The 16,189-nt window shown below is 61.7% G+C and carries 17 protein-coding genes; 7 read left to right on the top strand and 10 right to left on the bottom strand.

Features of this window, described 5'->3' with window-relative positions:
• Positions 1-18 precede the first annotated feature (18 nt).
• Complete coding sequence (locus tag ASU23_RS34765) at positions 19-177, bottom strand: hypothetical protein (protein WP_223304510.1); 159 nt, start codon at positions 175-177, stop codon at positions 19-21.
• 55 nt (positions 178-232) lie between these two features.
• Here ASU23_RS34765 and ASU23_RS07870 point away from each other — a divergent pair, with 55 nt between their 5' ends.
• Positions 233-1,354, top strand: a complete 1,122-nt coding sequence (locus ASU23_RS07870; RefSeq protein WP_082239179.1) for a tyrosine-protein phosphatase — start codon at positions 233-235, stop codon at positions 1,352-1,354.
• 65 nt (positions 1,355-1,419) lie between these two features.
• Here ASU23_RS07870 and ASU23_RS07865 read toward each other — a convergent pair whose 3' ends face one another.
• The 3 genes from ASU23_RS07865 to ASU23_RS07855 are packed head-to-tail and all read right to left on the bottom strand — an operon-like array spanning position 1,420 to position 4,828.
• Positions 1,420-2,301 (bottom strand): LLM class F420-dependent oxidoreductase, encoded by an 882-nt coding sequence (locus ASU23_RS07865; protein WP_058037669.1) that lies wholly within the window; start codon positions 2,299-2,301, stop codon positions 1,420-1,422.
• Entirely contained in the window at positions 2,298-3,128 is an 831-nt protein-coding gene (locus ASU23_RS07860; RefSeq protein WP_030536994.1) for an SDR family NAD(P)-dependent oxidoreductase, read from the bottom strand. Before ASU23_RS07860 ends, ASU23_RS07865 begins: the two co-directional genes overlap by 4 nt.
• Positions 3,125-4,828 (bottom strand): AMP-binding protein, encoded by a 1,704-nt coding sequence (locus tag ASU23_RS07855; RefSeq protein ID WP_047270718.1) that lies wholly within the window; start codon positions 4,826-4,828, stop codon positions 3,125-3,127. Before ASU23_RS07855 ends, ASU23_RS07860 begins: the two co-directional genes overlap by 4 nt.
• A 182-nt stretch (positions 4,829-5,010) precedes the next feature.
• Here ASU23_RS07855 and ASU23_RS07850 point away from each other — a divergent pair, with 182 nt between their 5' ends.
• From ASU23_RS07850 to ASU23_RS07835, 4 genes are read left to right on the top strand one after another with little or no spacing between them, the layout of a single operon-like run.
• The gene (locus ASU23_RS07850) at positions 5,011-6,672 is read left to right on the top strand and encodes a class I adenylate-forming enzyme family protein (protein ID WP_007732670.1); all 1,662 of its coding nucleotides are present in this window, start codon (positions 5,011-5,013) and stop codon (positions 6,670-6,672) included.
• Entirely contained in the window at positions 6,669-7,139 is a 471-nt protein-coding gene (locus ASU23_RS07845) for a nuclear transport factor 2 family protein (protein WP_054827056.1), read from the top strand. The genes ASU23_RS07850 and ASU23_RS07845 overlap by 4 nt, the downstream gene beginning before the upstream one ends.
• A 13-nt stretch (positions 7,140-7,152) precedes the next feature.
• Positions 7,153-8,049, top strand: coding sequence for a TIGR03619 family F420-dependent LLM class oxidoreductase (locus tag ASU23_RS07840; protein ID WP_058037668.1), 897 nt, complete (start codon positions 7,153-7,155; stop codon positions 8,047-8,049).
• Position 8,050: 1 nt separating this feature from the next.
• Positions 8,051-8,560, top strand: a complete 510-nt coding sequence (locus tag ASU23_RS07835) for a nuclear transport factor 2 family protein (protein WP_042924821.1) — start codon at positions 8,051-8,053, stop codon at positions 8,558-8,560.
• A gap of 27 nt (positions 8,561-8,587) precedes the next feature.
• On the opposite strand, the gene ASU23_RS07830 is transcribed toward ASU23_RS07835, so the two are convergent.
• Positions 8,588-9,757, bottom strand: a complete 1,170-nt coding sequence (locus ASU23_RS07830; RefSeq protein WP_253741252.1) for a hypothetical protein — start codon at positions 9,755-9,757, stop codon at positions 8,588-8,590.
• Positions 9,758-9,914: 157 nt separating this feature from the next.
• Between ASU23_RS07830 and ASU23_RS07825 the strand changes: the two genes are divergently transcribed.
• Positions 9,915-11,411, top strand: coding sequence for a DUF222 domain-containing protein (locus ASU23_RS07825; protein ID WP_058037667.1), 1,497 nt, complete (start codon positions 9,915-9,917; stop codon positions 11,409-11,411).
• A gap of 40 nt (positions 11,412-11,451) precedes the next feature.
• Here the strand turns inward: ASU23_RS07825 and ASU23_RS34215 are convergent, their stop codons facing one another.
• Complete coding sequence (locus tag ASU23_RS34215) at positions 11,452-11,607, bottom strand: hypothetical protein (RefSeq protein WP_003940615.1); 156 nt, start codon at positions 11,605-11,607, stop codon at positions 11,452-11,454.
• Between the two features lie 135 nt (positions 11,608-11,742).
• Here ASU23_RS34215 and ASU23_RS07820 point away from each other — a divergent pair, with 135 nt between their 5' ends.
• Entirely contained in the window at positions 11,743-12,567 is an 825-nt protein-coding gene (locus ASU23_RS07820) for a mycofactocin-coupled SDR family oxidoreductase (RefSeq protein WP_042448407.1), read from the top strand.
• 31 nt (positions 12,568-12,598) lie between these two features.
• On the opposite strand, the gene ASU23_RS07815 is transcribed toward ASU23_RS07820, so the two are convergent.
• The 4 genes from ASU23_RS07815 to ASU23_RS07800 form a co-directional block, all read right to left on the bottom strand.
• Complete coding sequence (locus ASU23_RS07815; protein ID WP_007732675.1) at positions 12,599-13,387, bottom strand: SDR family NAD(P)-dependent oxidoreductase; 789 nt, start codon at positions 13,385-13,387, stop codon at positions 12,599-12,601.
• A gap of 78 nt (positions 13,388-13,465) precedes the next feature.
• Positions 13,466-14,116: a PaaI family thioesterase gene (locus ASU23_RS07810; RefSeq protein ID WP_003940283.1), complete on the bottom strand. Its 651-nt coding sequence runs from the start codon at positions 14,114-14,116 to the stop codon at positions 13,466-13,468.
• The gene (locus ASU23_RS07805; RefSeq protein ID WP_042448411.1) at positions 14,116-14,985 is read right to left on the bottom strand and encodes a MaoC/PaaZ C-terminal domain-containing protein; all 870 of its coding nucleotides are present in this window, start codon (positions 14,983-14,985) and stop codon (positions 14,116-14,118) included. Before ASU23_RS07805 ends, ASU23_RS07810 begins: the two co-directional genes overlap by 1 nt.
• Positions 14,985-16,187, bottom strand: coding sequence for a lipid-transfer protein (locus ASU23_RS07800; protein ID WP_003940027.1), 1,203 nt, complete (start codon positions 16,185-16,187; stop codon positions 14,985-14,987). Before ASU23_RS07800 ends, ASU23_RS07805 begins: the two co-directional genes overlap by 1 nt.
• Positions 16,188-16,189: the final 2 nt, after the last annotated feature.

The raw sequence follows: 16,189 nt of genomic DNA, 5'->3' as shown, positions 1-16,189 counted from the left end.
CGATCGCTCGCGCTTCGATCAGAGTTCGTCGATTGCGATCAACCCGTCCTGCAGCGCCCGCGCAAGCAGTGCCATCTTTGTCGGCGCGATGCTCCTGAACGGGCTGGCCCATCCCTGATCATCATCGGCGACAAGCACTCCAGCCTGCAGTTTTCCCGCTCTGCACAACACGGTCACGACACAGTGATCACTGGTGCGTAGCCTCCGATTTCCAATTGGATTCGGAGGACCCATGGCTACTTGCAAAACTCGAGTTCTTGCGCTGTCGGCGGCAGGACTCATGCTCGTACTCGGCGCATGCAGCAAGGCCGAGTCGGCGAAAACGCCGACCGACCTCGACGTGACATCAGCGTCCGCCGGACACTACTCACTGGTCTGGGAACACGGCGGCTCGGAAAAGGTGCGTGTATTCGCCGCCACCGACCCGAAAAACCCAGCCGCAGAAGGAAAGGAAATTGGCACGGTCGACGGCTTCTCCACTGAGGTCGACGGCCTCGACCCACTGTCACGCTGGTACTTCGAGGTCATAGACGAGGACGGCACTTCCACCATCGCGTCAACCCGCCACGTGACGCTGCAGGGCGCAGCCAACGTGCGTGATGTCGGCGGATACGAGACAGCCGACGGCCGATCAGTCAAGTGGGGCCTGGTTTTTCGTGGCGACCGCTTGAGCGATCTGACTGCTGACGATCAACAAACGATCGAGAACGCAGGCATCCGGACCGTTGTCGATTTCCGAGGTGACAGCGAGATCGCAAAGGACGGAGCAGACAAGGTTCCCGCGAACGTGAAAGTGGTCAACACGGCAGTCCTGGATGCCGGCACTCAGGCTCTTGCCACAGCGATTACGAGTGCCCTGAAATCTGGTGACCCTGCAATCGTGGAGCAGGTGCTCGGGGGCGGTGAAGCCGTCCGGATCAGCGACACCGGCGCCGTCGACCAACTGTCCAAGCCTGACGGAATGGCCGGGTATTCCCAAGCCCTACGGACCATCGCCGATTCCGAGTCCGCAGTCGCTTACCACTGCACGGCAGGCAAAGACCGCACTGGACTGATGACAGCTCTACTTCTCGGCATTCTGGGTGTTCCTGACAAGACCATCGTCGACGACTTCGTCCTGTCGAACACCTACAACAAAGCCAAGAACGAACAGACCTACACGTTTCTGTCTTCGAAAGGAATCGATGTCGATCTGTTGAAACCGTTGATGGAGCAGCGTCCCAGCCAGATTCAGCCAGTACTCGACAAGATTCGCGACCAGTTCGGTGGGTGGGAGAAGTTTTCGCAGGACGTGCTGAAACTTGACGCCGACACGATCGCAAAGCTCCGGAGCAAATTGCTGACCAAGCAATAACTGATCGACGTTCCGACAGCAATGACCGGCAGCCGCTCCGATGGCTGCCGGTCACGCCCGCACTCCTAGTTACTCAGCCCCAGCCGCTTCGAGCATTCGGCCATTTCGTCGATGATCAGTTCCAGCGACGTGCCACGACGACTCGCGGACAACACGATTCGATCGGCTCCCAACCCGCGTGCCCAGTCGAGTTTCGCTTCGTCGAGCCTGGGCAGTGTCGCACCGAGTACCAGCGATACGTCGGCAGGATCTCGATCTGCCTTCACCGCAGCCGCTTTCATCGCCGCTACAGCCTTGTCGAGATCTTCACCGGCCAGTCCCAGCGGCTGGAAACCGTCACCCAACCGGCCTGCTCGCCGAGCAGCAGCGAGACTGTGTCCACCGATGTAGAGCGGAACTCCGGATTCGCGGTGCGGCTTCGGCCAGCTGTACGCACCCTTGAACGAGAAGTAATCGCCGTCGAAATCGACCGCTTCCTTGCCCGCCCAGAGTGAACGCATCACCGCGATGGCCTCATCGGCTACCTTGCCGCGGCGCTCGAAGTCACCGCCGCACGCCTCGATCTCTTCCTTCATCCATCCCAGGCCGAGGCAGATGCGCAATCGCCCACCGGAAAGGCGATCGAGCGTCGCCAATCGTTTGGCGAGCACTACCGGATTGTGATTGGGCAGCACCAGAACTCCAGTGGACAAGCCCAAAGTGGTTGTGGCACCCGCCACGAACGAAAGCAGTTCGAGCGGATCCGGGATGTCGCAGTCATCGGGAAGATGCGATTTTCCGGTCGGAGAATAGGGGTACTCGCTCTCGGTGTCGGCGATGACCACCGAGTGCTCCACTGCCGAGATCTCGTCGAAACCCAGCGACTCGGCCGCACGGGCGAATTGCAGAATCCAATCAGGGTCTCCGCTTCGACCCAGTTCGACCGGAACGACCACGCCGAGCTTCATACCGTTTCCTCCAGTGTCGCCATCAATTTCGGACCATCCACGACGCGACCGAGGTACCGGTCCGCATCGGGATCTGTTGCAAGCCACACCGCCGCTGCAGCGGGTACGGATGCCGGTGTGGCCGCAAATCCGGCGTCCACGATTGCGTCCGCGCCACCACGGGCTTTCCCTGATTCCGTGATGACAAATCCCGGACTCAGGTTGAACGCTTTGATTCCGGCGTCTCGGTACTCGGAGTTGATCGCTCCGGCAATACGTCCGAACGACGCCTTCGACGCGGCGTACGACAGACCCCAACCACCCTCGCCGGGAGGCGCAGGCGGATCCATGGTCGCCGAGCCCGATGCCAGATTGACCACTACGCCGTTGCCGCTCTTGATCATCGACGGGAGTATCACCTGGACCAGAGCGAGTTGGTGCAGATAATTCCCGATCGCCATCGCCTGAGCGTCGTCGATCTCGATGTCGAGCACCCGGTCCATGTTTCCGACAGTCTGCGCATAGGCGTTGTTCACCAGCACGTCGACACGTCCCCACTCGGCCAGCACCCGTTCACCGGCGCCGCGGACGGATGCCAGATCGAGCAGGTTCATCGGAACGGCCAATGCGCGCACACCGAAGGACTCGATCTCGGCAACCGTCGTCTCCAGGCTGCCGGGCACCGGAATCACTTGCTCGCCTTGCCTCGTTCGCGGGGCTGCCCGCCCCTCTCCTTCACGAACGGTGCGAGCAGTGATTGCAACGTCGAATCCGGCGCGCGCGAATGCCAGCGCGCACTCTCGGCCGATCCCCCGGGAAGCGCCGGTCACCAGCGCAACTTCACTCACAGGAACCGCGTGCGGCCGTGCGTCTCGAACTCCTTCTCCAGGTTCACCACGTCAGCTTCGGTCATCAACGTGTATTCGGGAGTGCCTCGGCCCACCCAGTGGAACACTGGTTCGTCGGTCCGCCAGCGATCGGCTTGAAGTTCACGTTTGAGTACCTTGTTGGAGCCCGTGACGGGCAGGTCGGTCGAAACGCGAACAAATCGTGGCGCTGCCTTGGTACCCAGATCCGCCTGCGCGGCAAGGTAGTCGGCGAACTCGACCGGATCGAAATCGGCGAGATCGGCGACCTCGATCGCAGCCATGACCTGATCACCCGAACGCGGATCCGGTACCGCGAAGACACCCGTGGCAATCACTTTGGGGTGCCGACGCAGGATGTGCTCGATCATCAAAGCCGAGGTGTTCTCACCGTCGACGCGGATCCAGTCGCCCTTGCGTCCCGCGAAATAGATGAAGCCGGCCTCGTCGACGTAGCCGAGATCGCCTGTCCAGTACCAACCGTGGCGAATCTTCTCGGCGATCGCGTCTTCGTTCTTGTAGTACCCCTCGAACTTCTTCGATCCGGCCTTGTCGACCATCTCGCCGATGGATTCGTCGGGGTTCAGCACGTGACCGTGCTCGTCGAGAATTGCGCGGGGTCGCTCTTCGCGCGTATCGGGATCGACGATGACGATGTTCTCGCTCGCGGGACGGCCCAGCGCTCCGGCAGGTTGGTTCGGATCGAGCACTACTGAACCGGCACCTTCACTCGAACCGTATCCCTCGAAAAGTTGTGCACCGAAACGACGGATGAACTCTGCCTTGTCCCCCGGCGACGCCTCGGTCCCGAAGCCGTGGGTGAGGGTGTTCTCGATGTCGTCGGGCAGTTCCGGCGTCGCCATGAGATACCCCAAGGCCTTACCGACGTAGGTGAAATATGTTGCGCCGTAGAACCGAACGTCCGGCATGAATCCCGAGGCCGTGAACTTACGAACGAGGCAGACCGTAGCTCCCTGCGAAAGGGCCGGCGCCCACAGAGCCATCAACGCGTTGCCGTGGAAGAGCGGCATGCAGCAGTAGCAGACGTCGTCGCGGTCGATGTCGTACTTGGCGCAGTTCGCGTAGGCCAACCGCGTCAGACGCCCCTGGCTGCACCGCACTGCCTTGGACATTCCGGTGGTGCCCGAGGTGAAGAGAAGCAAGAACAGCGTCGACGCGTCGACACCGAGGTCGATCTGAGGCGACTCGACGTGATGTGCTGCAATCCTGTCCGGGTACGACGCGTCGTCGACGAGGACGAAACGATCTTCGGTCAGCCCGAGGTCCAGGCCGGCAAGCTTCTCGTAGCCTGCTTTGTCGGTGACGATCAGCTGGCAGTCGACGTACCGGACCTCAGCCTCGAGTTCAGCTCCACGCCTGGTCGGATTGATGCCGACGATCGTGGCCCCGGTCAGGGCCGCGCCGCCGAGCCAGAACAGGAACTCCGGATCGTTCTCGAGAAGTACGCCGATGTGAAACGGTCCGGGCGCGCGAAGCGACTTCGCCAGCGAGCCGCGCGCTGCGCTCTCGCGCACCACCTCGTCCCAGCTCCAGTCCTGCGTCCGCGTCCGCAGACCCAGGTGCTGATCACCGAGACGGTCGATCAACATCTGCGCGACGTCCTCGCGCTGAGGAGCTGCAAGAGCTGCATTCGAAGATGCTTCGGTGGCGGTGTTCGTCATCGTGTCCTGTGTCCTAGTCGATATCGGAATGTCGATTACTCCAACTGCGATACGACTCGAACGTATCGACGCCTCAGAGCCGGAACCGTCCCAGTCTCGCTCAGTGGTAACCGCCGCCACAGATATGATTTTCTCGTGAGATTTTGTGACGTGAAAAGCGCCACAATACGAAAGGCCATTCCATGACTGCCCCCGCAGATCCGCAGTTGCTTCTGGACCAGGCGGTCTCACGCCTCACCGGTCCAGGTGGGCCATTCGAGATCGTCGAAGAAGAGGTTCTCGGCACCGTCATGCCTGTGATGAAGAACCGCGGTCACGCCATCGGTGAACTCATCTCGGCATCTCGCGCCTGGGGCGACGGCGACTATCTCGTCACCAGCGATCGTCGAATCTCGTTCACCGAGCATGCCGATTCCGTTGCCGCGCTGGCAACTGCTCTGCGGGACAAGTACGGAGTCCGCAAGGGCGACCGTGTGGGCATCCTCGCTGCCAACACTCCCGAATGGGTCATGACGTTCTTCGCGACGCAGGCGCTCGGCGCGATCGCTGTCGGTCTCAACGGTTGGTGGGTTCCGCGCGAGGTCACCCACGGGATCGAGCTCTCACGTCCGAAGGTTCTGGTCGTGGACGCCAAGCGCGGCGCCGCCCTCCCCGAACTGCCGGCAGACATCACGGTCCTCACCATGGAAGAGGATCTGCCCGCGCTCATCGCGGAGTATGCAGGCTCCGACGTGCCGAGCACCGACATCGACGAGGACGACCCCGCCGTCATCCTGTTCACCAGTGGTACCAGCGGCCGCCCCAAGGGCGCACTCCATTCGCACCGCAACGTGATGGCCGTCGTCGACTACCACAAGTACAGCGACGCGATCGGCGCCGCATTCACCGGCCGTGAGTACGACGCTTCCAAGCCGAGCCCACTGCGTTATCTACTCACCTCCCCGCTCTTCCACATCGCCAGCCTTCACAATCTGGTGGTTCCCCGTCTCGCGACGGGCAGTGCCGTCATCCTGACCGAGGGCGGATTCGACGTCGACAAGGTGCTCGGGTTGGTCGAACGCGAGCGTGTCACCAACTGGGGTGCTGTCCCCACGATGGCATCGCGGCTACTCGAGCACGGCAACATCGCCAAGTACGACGTCTCTTCGCTGACTGCATTCTCGCTGGCATCCGCGCCGTCGTCGCCCGCGTTCAAAGAACGCCTCAAGGAGCAGGTGCCGTTCGCACGCAATGCTCTGGTCGACAGCTACGGCCTCACCGAATGCAGCACCGCCATTGCGGTCGCCGTCGGCGCCGAACTCGAAGAGTTCCCAGGCACTCTCGGGCGTCCGATCATCACCGTCTCGATGGAGATTCGCGATCCCTTCGGCGAATGGCTGCCGGACGGCATCGAAGGTGAAGTGTGCGTACGCAGCCCCTTCGTCATGCTCGGATACTGGGAGAACGACGAGGCGACCGAGTCGGCAATTGCCCCCGGACGCTGGCTCCGCACCGGCGATTTCGGCGTCATCGAGAACGGGCGTCTCCGTCTCACCGGTCGCCGTTCCGACCTGATCCTGCGCGGCGGCGAGAACGTCTACCCCACCGAGATCGAGCAGACGCTCGACGAACACCCCGACGTGATCGAGTGCGCTGTCATCGGCATGCCGCACCCCGACCTCGGCCAGGAAGTGTCCGCCGTGGTCGTCCTGCGTCCCGGAGCCGCCACAACGGAGGCGGAGCTGCGTGATTACGCCGCCGAGCGACTGTCCTACTTCAAGGTGCCGTCGAAGTGGCGCATCACCAGCGATCTGTTGCCTCGCAATGCAACCGGCAAGATGGTTCGGCGCGAGATCACCGTATGACCACGGAGCTGTCACGGATCGTCGCCGAGTCGGCGATCCGTGACCTGCTCTGCGAGTACACGCATCTGATCGATCAGGGCCGATTGCGTGAAGTCGCTGCATTGTTCGCCTCGTCCGACTACGGGCAGTGCGGGCCGGACGGGGTTGCCATCACGCTCATTTCGTCCGACGCCGACGCAGTGTTCGCAGCCTGCAGCGGCTTCATTCGAATGTACGGTGATCCGCCGGTTCCACGAACCAAACATCTGCTGACCAACACGCGAATCGCAGTCGACGGTGAATCAGCGACGGCACTCTCGTACGTCACGGTCATCCAAGGTACCGAAGATCTTGCCCTGCAACCCATTCTGGCGGGGCGCTACTTCGATCGCTTCACCTGCGTCGACGGGTCGTGGCAGTTCAGCTCGAGACTCTTCTGTCTGGACAACATGGGCGAGATGTCCGCGCATGCCAAGCGGGCACTGTAGAGGAACGACGACTGTGGAAATCGGCGTCAACATCTTGGGCCTCGAGGCCCTGTTCGACGGCAAGATTCGCCCGGTTCTGGACTTCGCCGCGCGTGCTGACCGTGCCGGGATCGATCTGATCTGCACCGGCGATCATCTCGGGTTCAATGCCGAAGCACACGCTCAGCGGGTAGCCGAACACAACTTCCTGTTCCCGTTGGATCACCCTTGGTACGAACCGATTTCACTTCTTTCCTCCATCGCCGCGGTGACCGAACGCGCTCGCCTCGGAGTATCGGTTCTGATCGCCACTGTTCGCCCAGCCGCCGTGCTTGCCAAACAGGTTGCAACTCTCGACTCATTGTCCGAAGGTCGAGCCGTCATGGGTTTCGGCGTCGGTTGGCAAGAAGCCGAATACACCGCTACCAACATGCCTTTCGACGCGCGATTCGGGCGCATGGAGGAGGCTGTCGCAGCGTGTCGCGAACTGTGGACCAATGCTCCGGCCACCTTCAAGGGACGCGACTTCGCCTTCGAGAACCACCACAGCCTCCCGCTGCCGATCCAACCCCGAATACCGGTGCTCTTCGGTTTCGGACCAAGCCGGCGGAACTTCGACCGCATCGCACGCGTCGCCGACGGTTGGACCGTGAACCCGACCGACCTGGGAACGTTCACCGACAGTGTCACATTGCTGCGCAACACGTTCGAAGCCCACGACCGCGAGCCGGATACCGCACGTGTGCAAGTGTCTGCGGCGCCGGTTCGGCGCGACAATCGGTCCGTCGACCTCTCGGCAACCGCTGACAAGGTCCTGGACTGGTCCGACCGCGGCGCGTCTGCCGTGGTGCTTCGGCCTGCCGTATTCGATTGCGCTGCCGAAGAACTACCGGAATTACTCGACTGGATGACCAGCATCAAGGAGGCGTGACATGGACCAGGCACTGCAGGATCTCATCGACAAGCAGGCAATTCGTGAGGTGGTTCTGACGTACTGCCGCGGCATCGATCGCCTCGACTTCGATCTCGTCCGCAGCGCCTACCACCCGGACGCGATCGACCATCACACCGGATTCGACGGCACCATCGACGAGTACATCGCCTGGGCCACAACAAAACTCTCCGCGATCGGCGGCACGATGCACCACATCGGCAACCACCTGGTCGAACTGCACGGCGACCACGCGATCAGCGAGGCATATTCGATGTCCACACACTGGGGCGGGCCCGAAGACATCGGAATGATCAACTTCACCAGTGGTGCGCGGTTCATCGACCACATGGAGCGACGCGACGGCCGTTGGGCGATCAAGGAGAGATGGGCCGTACGCGAGTGGACTCGCTCGGACGAGGGCCGCTTCGTCAACCCCGAAGGGCCTGGTCCGCGTGGGCGTCGAGATGCCTCGGATCCGCTCACCGCACTACGAAGGTCCCTTGAATAACTTGGGGTTCAGTCTTCGAGGTCGAATTCAACTCGCGCTCTCGCGAACAACATGCGGATATCCTTCCCGAACGTGACTGCTGCCGTTCCCAATGCATTGACCGCTGCGGTCAACGGGTCCGATTCGATCGCGTCGAAAATCGCATTGAGAGCGTAGGACGGGACATGAATATTCCCGTGATCGAACGGATTGGACTCCGGTTGCGGCGAATGGTCCACTATCGATCTTGACTTCCAACTCCACATTGTCGGTCCCCGCACCGAATTCCTCCTCGTATAGGTGCTCGAATGCCGCTGTGCGATTTCCGAAGGGTTCCGGAAGTTGTTGTCCCACATGCATAGCGTTGAGGGCCGGACGAACCCAATCCCTGTCGGCTAATCCCGCATGCTCATACGCCTGCACAGCGGCCCAAAACGCGAGTCGACGAAGAGTCGCGACGTTCATGCGGACGACCGCTTCGACAAGTGGTCGGTCCATACGAGCTAGTTCTTTGCCGGACTGGAATCGTTCGAGTTCAGGCATCGGATCTCCTCCCCACTCCTGCCGCTCTCGTTCAGCAGCTTCGGCGCGGAGGTCACTGATTTGCACAACCCTGGACGGCTCGCCGTTCTCGCCGTAAATCGTTATCCATTTCGACTCGATGTCCCGTTGTGGACGAGGAATCGGTTCAGGTATCGGTTCGTCCACAGGAACGCCATATCCCGGCATGTCCCACTGCAGCGATGGCCGCACCTCGTCACCACCTGCAGGCCACATATGCACCCGCCAAACATCTCCGGGTTCCGTCGATCCGGGCCAGCCGTAGTTTACAAAACCGCGGCCGGCAATCTCGACCAGATATGACCCCTCGGGTACATCACAGACAATGAACTCCCCACCCGGAGGTGAATCAAAGCTGATTGACCCCTGCGGACCAACCGTCAGAAACGACTCACTGACCTGCTGCCATTTCTCGCGATCGGATGTGGGTCGGGAGGACCAGACTTCGACCGTTGTATGCATGTTGAAGTTGTTCTGGTGCGGGCTCAGGACAATCACAACTGTGCCCTCACTGTACGCAGGGCGCGAAGCCATCGCGAGTTCGAGCAGGTCCGTTTCCCTCCCGAAACCGTCATCGTCGCCGTATATGTAAATCTGTCCATAGTCCATGAAGAGCACAAGCGACTGTTCACTGAGTTTCACCGCGTTGTCTGCCACAAGCCGATACTTACACAGTGGCACGACAATCACGTTCGAGTTTCGAATGAACAGGATCCAAAACACAAGCACAATAAGCATTTCGGCCGATTCGGACTATTCCGACTGATTTGAGAATTCAGTTCGCATCGAACACACATTCGAATAGAATGGATGCATGTTCAACCCGACAACAGAGCTCTTCGGTATCTCAGCACAGCTGACCGGTACCGAAACTGATTGTGCGCTGGTTGATCTCATGACCGATCTGCATGCATGCGAGGCGATGCTGGTCGAACGCAAGCTCGCTGTGATTGCCGAGTTCTTTTCGCGGCGAAGCTCGGAGCATGTCGCCAGTGGTGCGTGGTCGTCGACCGCACACGAGTTGGCTGAATCGGAAGTCGGTGCGTCACTGACGATGGGTCGCGCGGCTGCCGGCAAGCTGATCGGGTTGGGGTTCTCGTTAAAGACTCGTCTGCATCGCACTCGAGCGGCGATGGCGCGTGGCGAGTTGGATCTGTACCGAGTTGGTTTGATCGATTCCGCGACCGCGAACGTGAAAGACGAATTGATCGACGAGGTGGAACGACTACTGCTCGAGCAGGTTCTCGCCCCACCAGTAGCAGGCGGAACGGGCTTGACGGGAAGACGACTGACAGCGGCGATCGATCGGATCGTGGCGATGGTGGACCCGGAAGGTATGCGAGAACGCCGACGCCGTGCTCTCACCGATCGCTTCGTCGGGGTCAGCGCTGCCGAGGACGGGATGGCAAAGATCTTGGGAAGCGTTCCGGCAGAGCAGGCTAGGGCATTCGACGGCCGACTACGCGAGTTGGCAGTGTCGGTATGCCGAAACGACTCACGAACGTACGAGCAGCGACGAGCCGACGCGCTCTTCGAGTTGACCAACGGATCACAATTCTTGCCGTGCAACTGTGGCCGAGCTGATTGCCCGCAGGATCGTAGCGGTGGTGTTGTCGTTCGTCGGCCCGTGGTTCACGTCGTGATGACTGATTCCACTCTGCACGGTGGCGGCGAGCCCGCCCACCTCGACGGGTACGGGGTGATCAGCGCTGAGCATGCTCGCGATATCGCCCATGACGCCGTAATTCGAAACGTCCGAGCACCTGCTGATGACGTCGCAGAGCCGGTGCCTGCTTCGGCGCGCGTCTACCGACCGGGCGCCGTTCTCGATACCTGGTTACGGATCATCGCGGGCAGCTGCCAATGGCTGCATTGTGATGTCCCGGCCTGGAATTCCGATCTGGACCACAATGAACCGTTCCATCACGGCGACCCCGAATGCGGCGGTAAAACGGTCGCGTCGAATATGAGTGCGTTCTGCCGCAACCATCATCGCCTCAAGCATTCCGACCGGTGGCGGTTCACGTCGAACGAGGATCGGACCATGTCGCTGACGTCGCCGACCGGGCATTGTTACCGAACGCGACCCGCAGGATTGATGGCTGGATCGCACGAACCGACACCGCCCCAGGGCGGTCGAAATCGGCGGACCCAGGCGGAGAACAAAGCTGCCCGTATCCAGAGTGAACGCAATCGCCAGCGCCGACGGATACAGAAACGAGCAGAGGAGCACGTTCAATACAAGCGGCGGAAATCACCGCGAGCCCGCCGAGAACCCATCGACTACGGGGACGACCCGCCACCGTTCTGAGATACCGAGCGGTGTCGAGGCGCGCCGACGGGTCGCAGGGTCAGTCTGACGTCGGCTTGGTGCCGTCTTCTGGTGCCGGATCGTCGTCGGCAAGCGGATCTATGGTGTCGACACCTTCGAGGACGGTCAGCTCTTCTTCCGCCTCGGCGAGGAGCCCTTTGGCTTCAGCTTCGACCTTCTTCACCCAATCGGACATCCCGAGCCTCTTCTCTTCCGAAGCGAGTTCCCGCTGTAACTGAACTCAGACTACGTCGCCGGCGACGAATTTCGCCGTCCCCTCGGGTCAGTACTCATGACCGAGTAATCATGATTCACGACGGACGGAGCACGCATGCCCGGACAGTTGGAAGGCAAAACCGCACTGATCACCGGGGCCGCCCGAGGTCAGGGCAGGAGCCACGCCGTGCGATTGGCGCAGGAGGGCGCGAACATCATTGCGCTCGACATCTGCCGTCAGATCGAATCGGTGGCCTACCCGATGGGAACCGCCGACGATTTGCGGCAGACAACAGCAGCGGTCGAGAACCTGGGACGAAGTATCGTCGCGCGAGAAGTGGATGTTCGCGATCTGTCCGCACTGCGAACTGCGGTATCCGAAGGAATTGCGGAGCTGGGCAGCGTCGACATCGTCCTGGCCAACGCCGGTATCGGCATGATGTCCCCGGATATCGACGATGCTCGCGCCTTCCGCGACCAGATGGAGGTCAACCTATTCGGCGTCTGGAATACCGTCCAGGCAGCAGCGCCCGCGATGATCGAACAAGGTACAGGTGGCGCAATAGTCCTGACCGGATCAACTCTGGGACTTGTCGGTCGTGGAGGTGACGGCACCGGCGGATCCGCCGGCTACTGCGCGAGTAAACACGCCATCGTGGGGCTCGGGCGCACGTGGTCGCACTGGCTTGCTCCCCACAATATTCGTGTCAACTCCGTGCACCCGACTGGTGCGAATACACCGATGGTCGTCAACGATGCGGTCGCGAAGCTGTTTGCGGACTCCCCGACATCGAGCGGAGCCGACGTGGGCAACCTCTTGAACGTCGAATTGATCGAAGCTGCCGACGTCAGCAACGCGATAGCCTGGCTGGTTTCGGATCAGGCTCGATACGTCACAGGTATCGCGTTGCCGGTCGACGCCGGGTTCACGGCCAAATAGATGCCGGATACACCGGCCGAGTCGCCGTCGATCAGTCGACGGTCGGCGCCCACTGCACGCCGTTGATGTGCCCACCACCGTCGACGAAGAGGGTGTTGCCGGTGACGTAACGGCTGTCGTCACTTGCCAGGAAGGCCGCAACGGGGCCGATGTCGTCGAGGGGATCGCCGATCCGCCCCATCGGGTTCTGTGCGGCCATCACTGCCACGTTCTCCGGATTGGCTTCGGCGACACGCTTGTACGCCGCACTCTGCGCACCGGGACAGATGACGTTGCAGTTCACCTGCTTGGGAGCCCACTCGCGGGCAGCAGTGCGAGTCAGGGTTCGCAATGCTTCCTTCGCCGCGTTGTACTGCACCGAGTACATGTGAGCATTCACGCCGTTGAGGCTGCACATGTTGATCACGCGGCCCGTGCCGTGACGCTCCAGTTCCGGCAGGGCAGCCTGCATCGCCCAGAATGCCGCCATCACTGCCATGTCGAAACCGCCGCGCAACTGCTCGTCGGTCATCTTCTCGAGCCGAGCGAAACCGAAAGTCCGCCAAGCATTGTTGACCAGGATGTCGAGGCGTCCGAACCGCTCGACGGACTTGTCGACCATGGCAACAACCTGAGCTTTGTCAGTGACGTCGGTCCGGACGAATTCCGCCTCCGCGCCCCATTCGTCCCGCAACCACTGGGTGGTTTCGAGGCCCGCTGCCTCGTCGATCTCGGCAACCAACACCGACGCGCCTTCACGCGCGAACGCGCCCGCCACTCCACGCCCGATGCCCATACCGGCACCGGTGACCACTGCTACACGTCCGTCGAGCTTGCCCACTGGGCCCTCCTTCGTCAGAACCCCTGTGCGCCTTTTTGGTAGTTCCCACTACCAAAAAGGCGCACGGGGGCGAAGCCCCTACCTGGGGCGCGGCACGGTCTTGTCGATGAACAGTCCCTCTACCGACACACACAATTCGCCGTCCGCAGTTTTGATCTCACCGACGGTGTGAATCTTGCGGCCGTCCTTGGACAGGAATTTGCCGCTGATCGTGAGTGGCTCGAACAGCGGAGTCGGGCGATGGTACCGAGTGCTCAATTGTGCTGTCATGCCGGAAGTTCCACCCCAGGCGTTCGCGACGCCGAGAACGTGATCGAGCAGCAGCGCCGAAACACCGCCGTGCACGTGGCCGGGAGGGCCCTGGTACGGCAGCGTCAACGTGACCACTCCCTGCACCGACCCGTCAGCGAGCCCTTCCAGTACGAGCGGCGGCGCGATGGCGTTCTCGGGGCCGGTCACGGGGTCGTGACGAGTCACGCCCTCACCGTTCCACATGTCGATCAACCGCTCGGCCACCTCGGGTGAGTGCTGTTCGAGATGCTCGGCAATGCTGTTGAGCTCCTCCGCAACCCGGTCCAAATTGGCGTTTCCGCGGTCGGTGCGCAGCATCGCGTCGACAACGCGACGCGCTGCTGCCGTGGCCCGGTCGACCGGGGCGTCCTGCGGCGGCGACGTCAGAATCGTGCCGCCCGGATGTGTCGCTGCTGTGGGGTGCGAACCGAGGTCCATCAGTTGATCTCCATTGTTGCGTGCGTGAGAACCGGGGAGTTCTCGCGTTCGGGGCACGTCGCCGCCAACGTCAGTGTGTTGCCGTCCTGCCATACCGAGGTGGTGATGGATTCGCCGGGGAAGAGCGAACCGGCAAACCGCACCGAGTAGTTCTTCACCCGCGTCGGATCTCCGTCGAGAATCCCGTCTACCACGGCCTTGCAGACGATGCCGTACGACGCGAGGCCGTGCAGAATCGGTGCATCGAAGCCCGCCATCTTCGCGAAGGAGGGATCAGCGTGCAGCGGGTTCATGTCTCCACTGAGTCGGTACACCAGCGCCTGTGAGGGACTCGTGCTCGACGTCAGTACCTTGTCGGGCGCTCGATCAGGCACCCCGGCAACAACTTCGGGCCCGGCGTTGCCGCCGAATCCACCTTCGCCGCGCGCCCAGATCTGCATTCCGGTGGTCCATAACGGATTCCCGTCCAGGTCCTCGGCCGCCGTCTCGAGAACGATCACAGCTGCCTTTCCCTTGTCCCAGACATCGGCGACCCGAGAGGAAATACGGGCAGCACCCGTCGACGGGATGGGCGCGTGAAGTGCCAGCGACTGCCCACCGTGCAGGATCTTTCGCAGATCGATGTCGATTCCCGGCATACTCATCGACGGTGCGGGCAGTACACCCGCCGAAACTCCCTGGCCTGCAACCATTGCAAACGTCGGGAGTACCTTCAGCCCCTTTTCGTACACCCAGGTCAGTTCGGCGGGATCGAGAGCATTCACCCCTGCCCCGAGTCCCAATTGGTAGAGCATGACGTCGCGATCGGTCCACGACGCCTCGCGCACAGTCGGTTCGGCGGCCAACGCCACCTCGAGATCGATAGCCATCAGTTCTCCAAAGTTCCGGCTCGGTAGACCGTCACGACGCACGCGCCGCCCAGTCCGAGGTTGTGTTGCAAGCCAATACGAGCGCCTTCGACCTGCCGCGCATCCGCGGTCCCGCGGAGCTGCCACGTGAGTTCGGCGCACTGCGCCAAGCCCGTCGCGCCCAGCGGGTGTCCCTTCGAGATCAAACCACCCGACGGGTTGACGACCCACTGGCCGCCGTACGTGGTCGCGCCGGATTCGACGAGCTTTCCGCCTTCTCCGACCGCGCACATCCCCAGGCCCTCGTAGGTGATGATCTCGTTGATCGCGAAGCAGTCGTGCAGTTCGATGACGTCGACGTCATCGATGGTGATCCCGGCCTGCGCGAAGACCTGCTCTGCCGCAGCTGCCGTCATCGGCGCGCCGACCACGTCGATCATCGACTTCTCGGCGAACGCTGCCTCGGTGTCAGTGGTCAACGCCTGTGCGACGATTTCGATCGCCCGGTCTTCGAGGCCGTGCTCACGCACGAACTTCTCGCTCACGACGATCGCGGCTCCGGCGCCGTCCGAGGTCGGCGAGCACTGCGAACGTGTCAGCGGCTCGTGAATCATCTTGTCGCCGAGTACCTGTTCGAGGGTGTACTCGTCACGGAACTGTGCGTACGGATTGTTCACCGAATGCTTGTGATTCTTGACCGCCACCGCTGCGATCTGCTCGACCGTGGTGCCGTACTTCTTCATGTGCTCGACGGCAGCGTTACCGAACAGCTGAGCTGTCATCGGCGATCGGGCGAACCCGTAATCCTCGACCATGATCTTCAGCTGAGAGTCCAAGGTCGTGACCTTGGGCATCTCACCGTTACCGGTCAACGCCGTTTTGGTCATCTTCTCGAAGCCGACGGCCAAGGCGCACTCGGCTTGTCCGGCCTGGACCCACTCGCGCGCCATCATCAGCGCCGTCGAGCCGGTCGCGCAGTTGTTGTTGACGTTGAAGATCGGAATGCCGGTCAGACCGGTCTCGTAGAGAGCTCGCTGTCCTGCTGTCGACGCGTTGAACACGTAACCGACCGCAGCACGCTGAATCTGGCCGTAGCCGATCCCGGCATCGGTCAGGGCATTCGAGACGGCTTCGGTCACCATGTCCGGGTATTCCCAGTCGCGGGTCTCGATCTTCTCGAACTTGGTCATGCCGACGCCGATGACGAAGGTGCGATTGCTCATGT

The organism is Rhodococcus sp. KB6 (genome assembly GCF_001445685.1).
Taxonomy (GTDB): Bacteria; Actinomycetota; Actinomycetes; order Mycobacteriales; family Mycobacteriaceae; genus Rhodococcus_F; species Rhodococcus_F qingshengii.
This window is presented reverse-complemented; position numbering and strand designations above follow the sequence as displayed.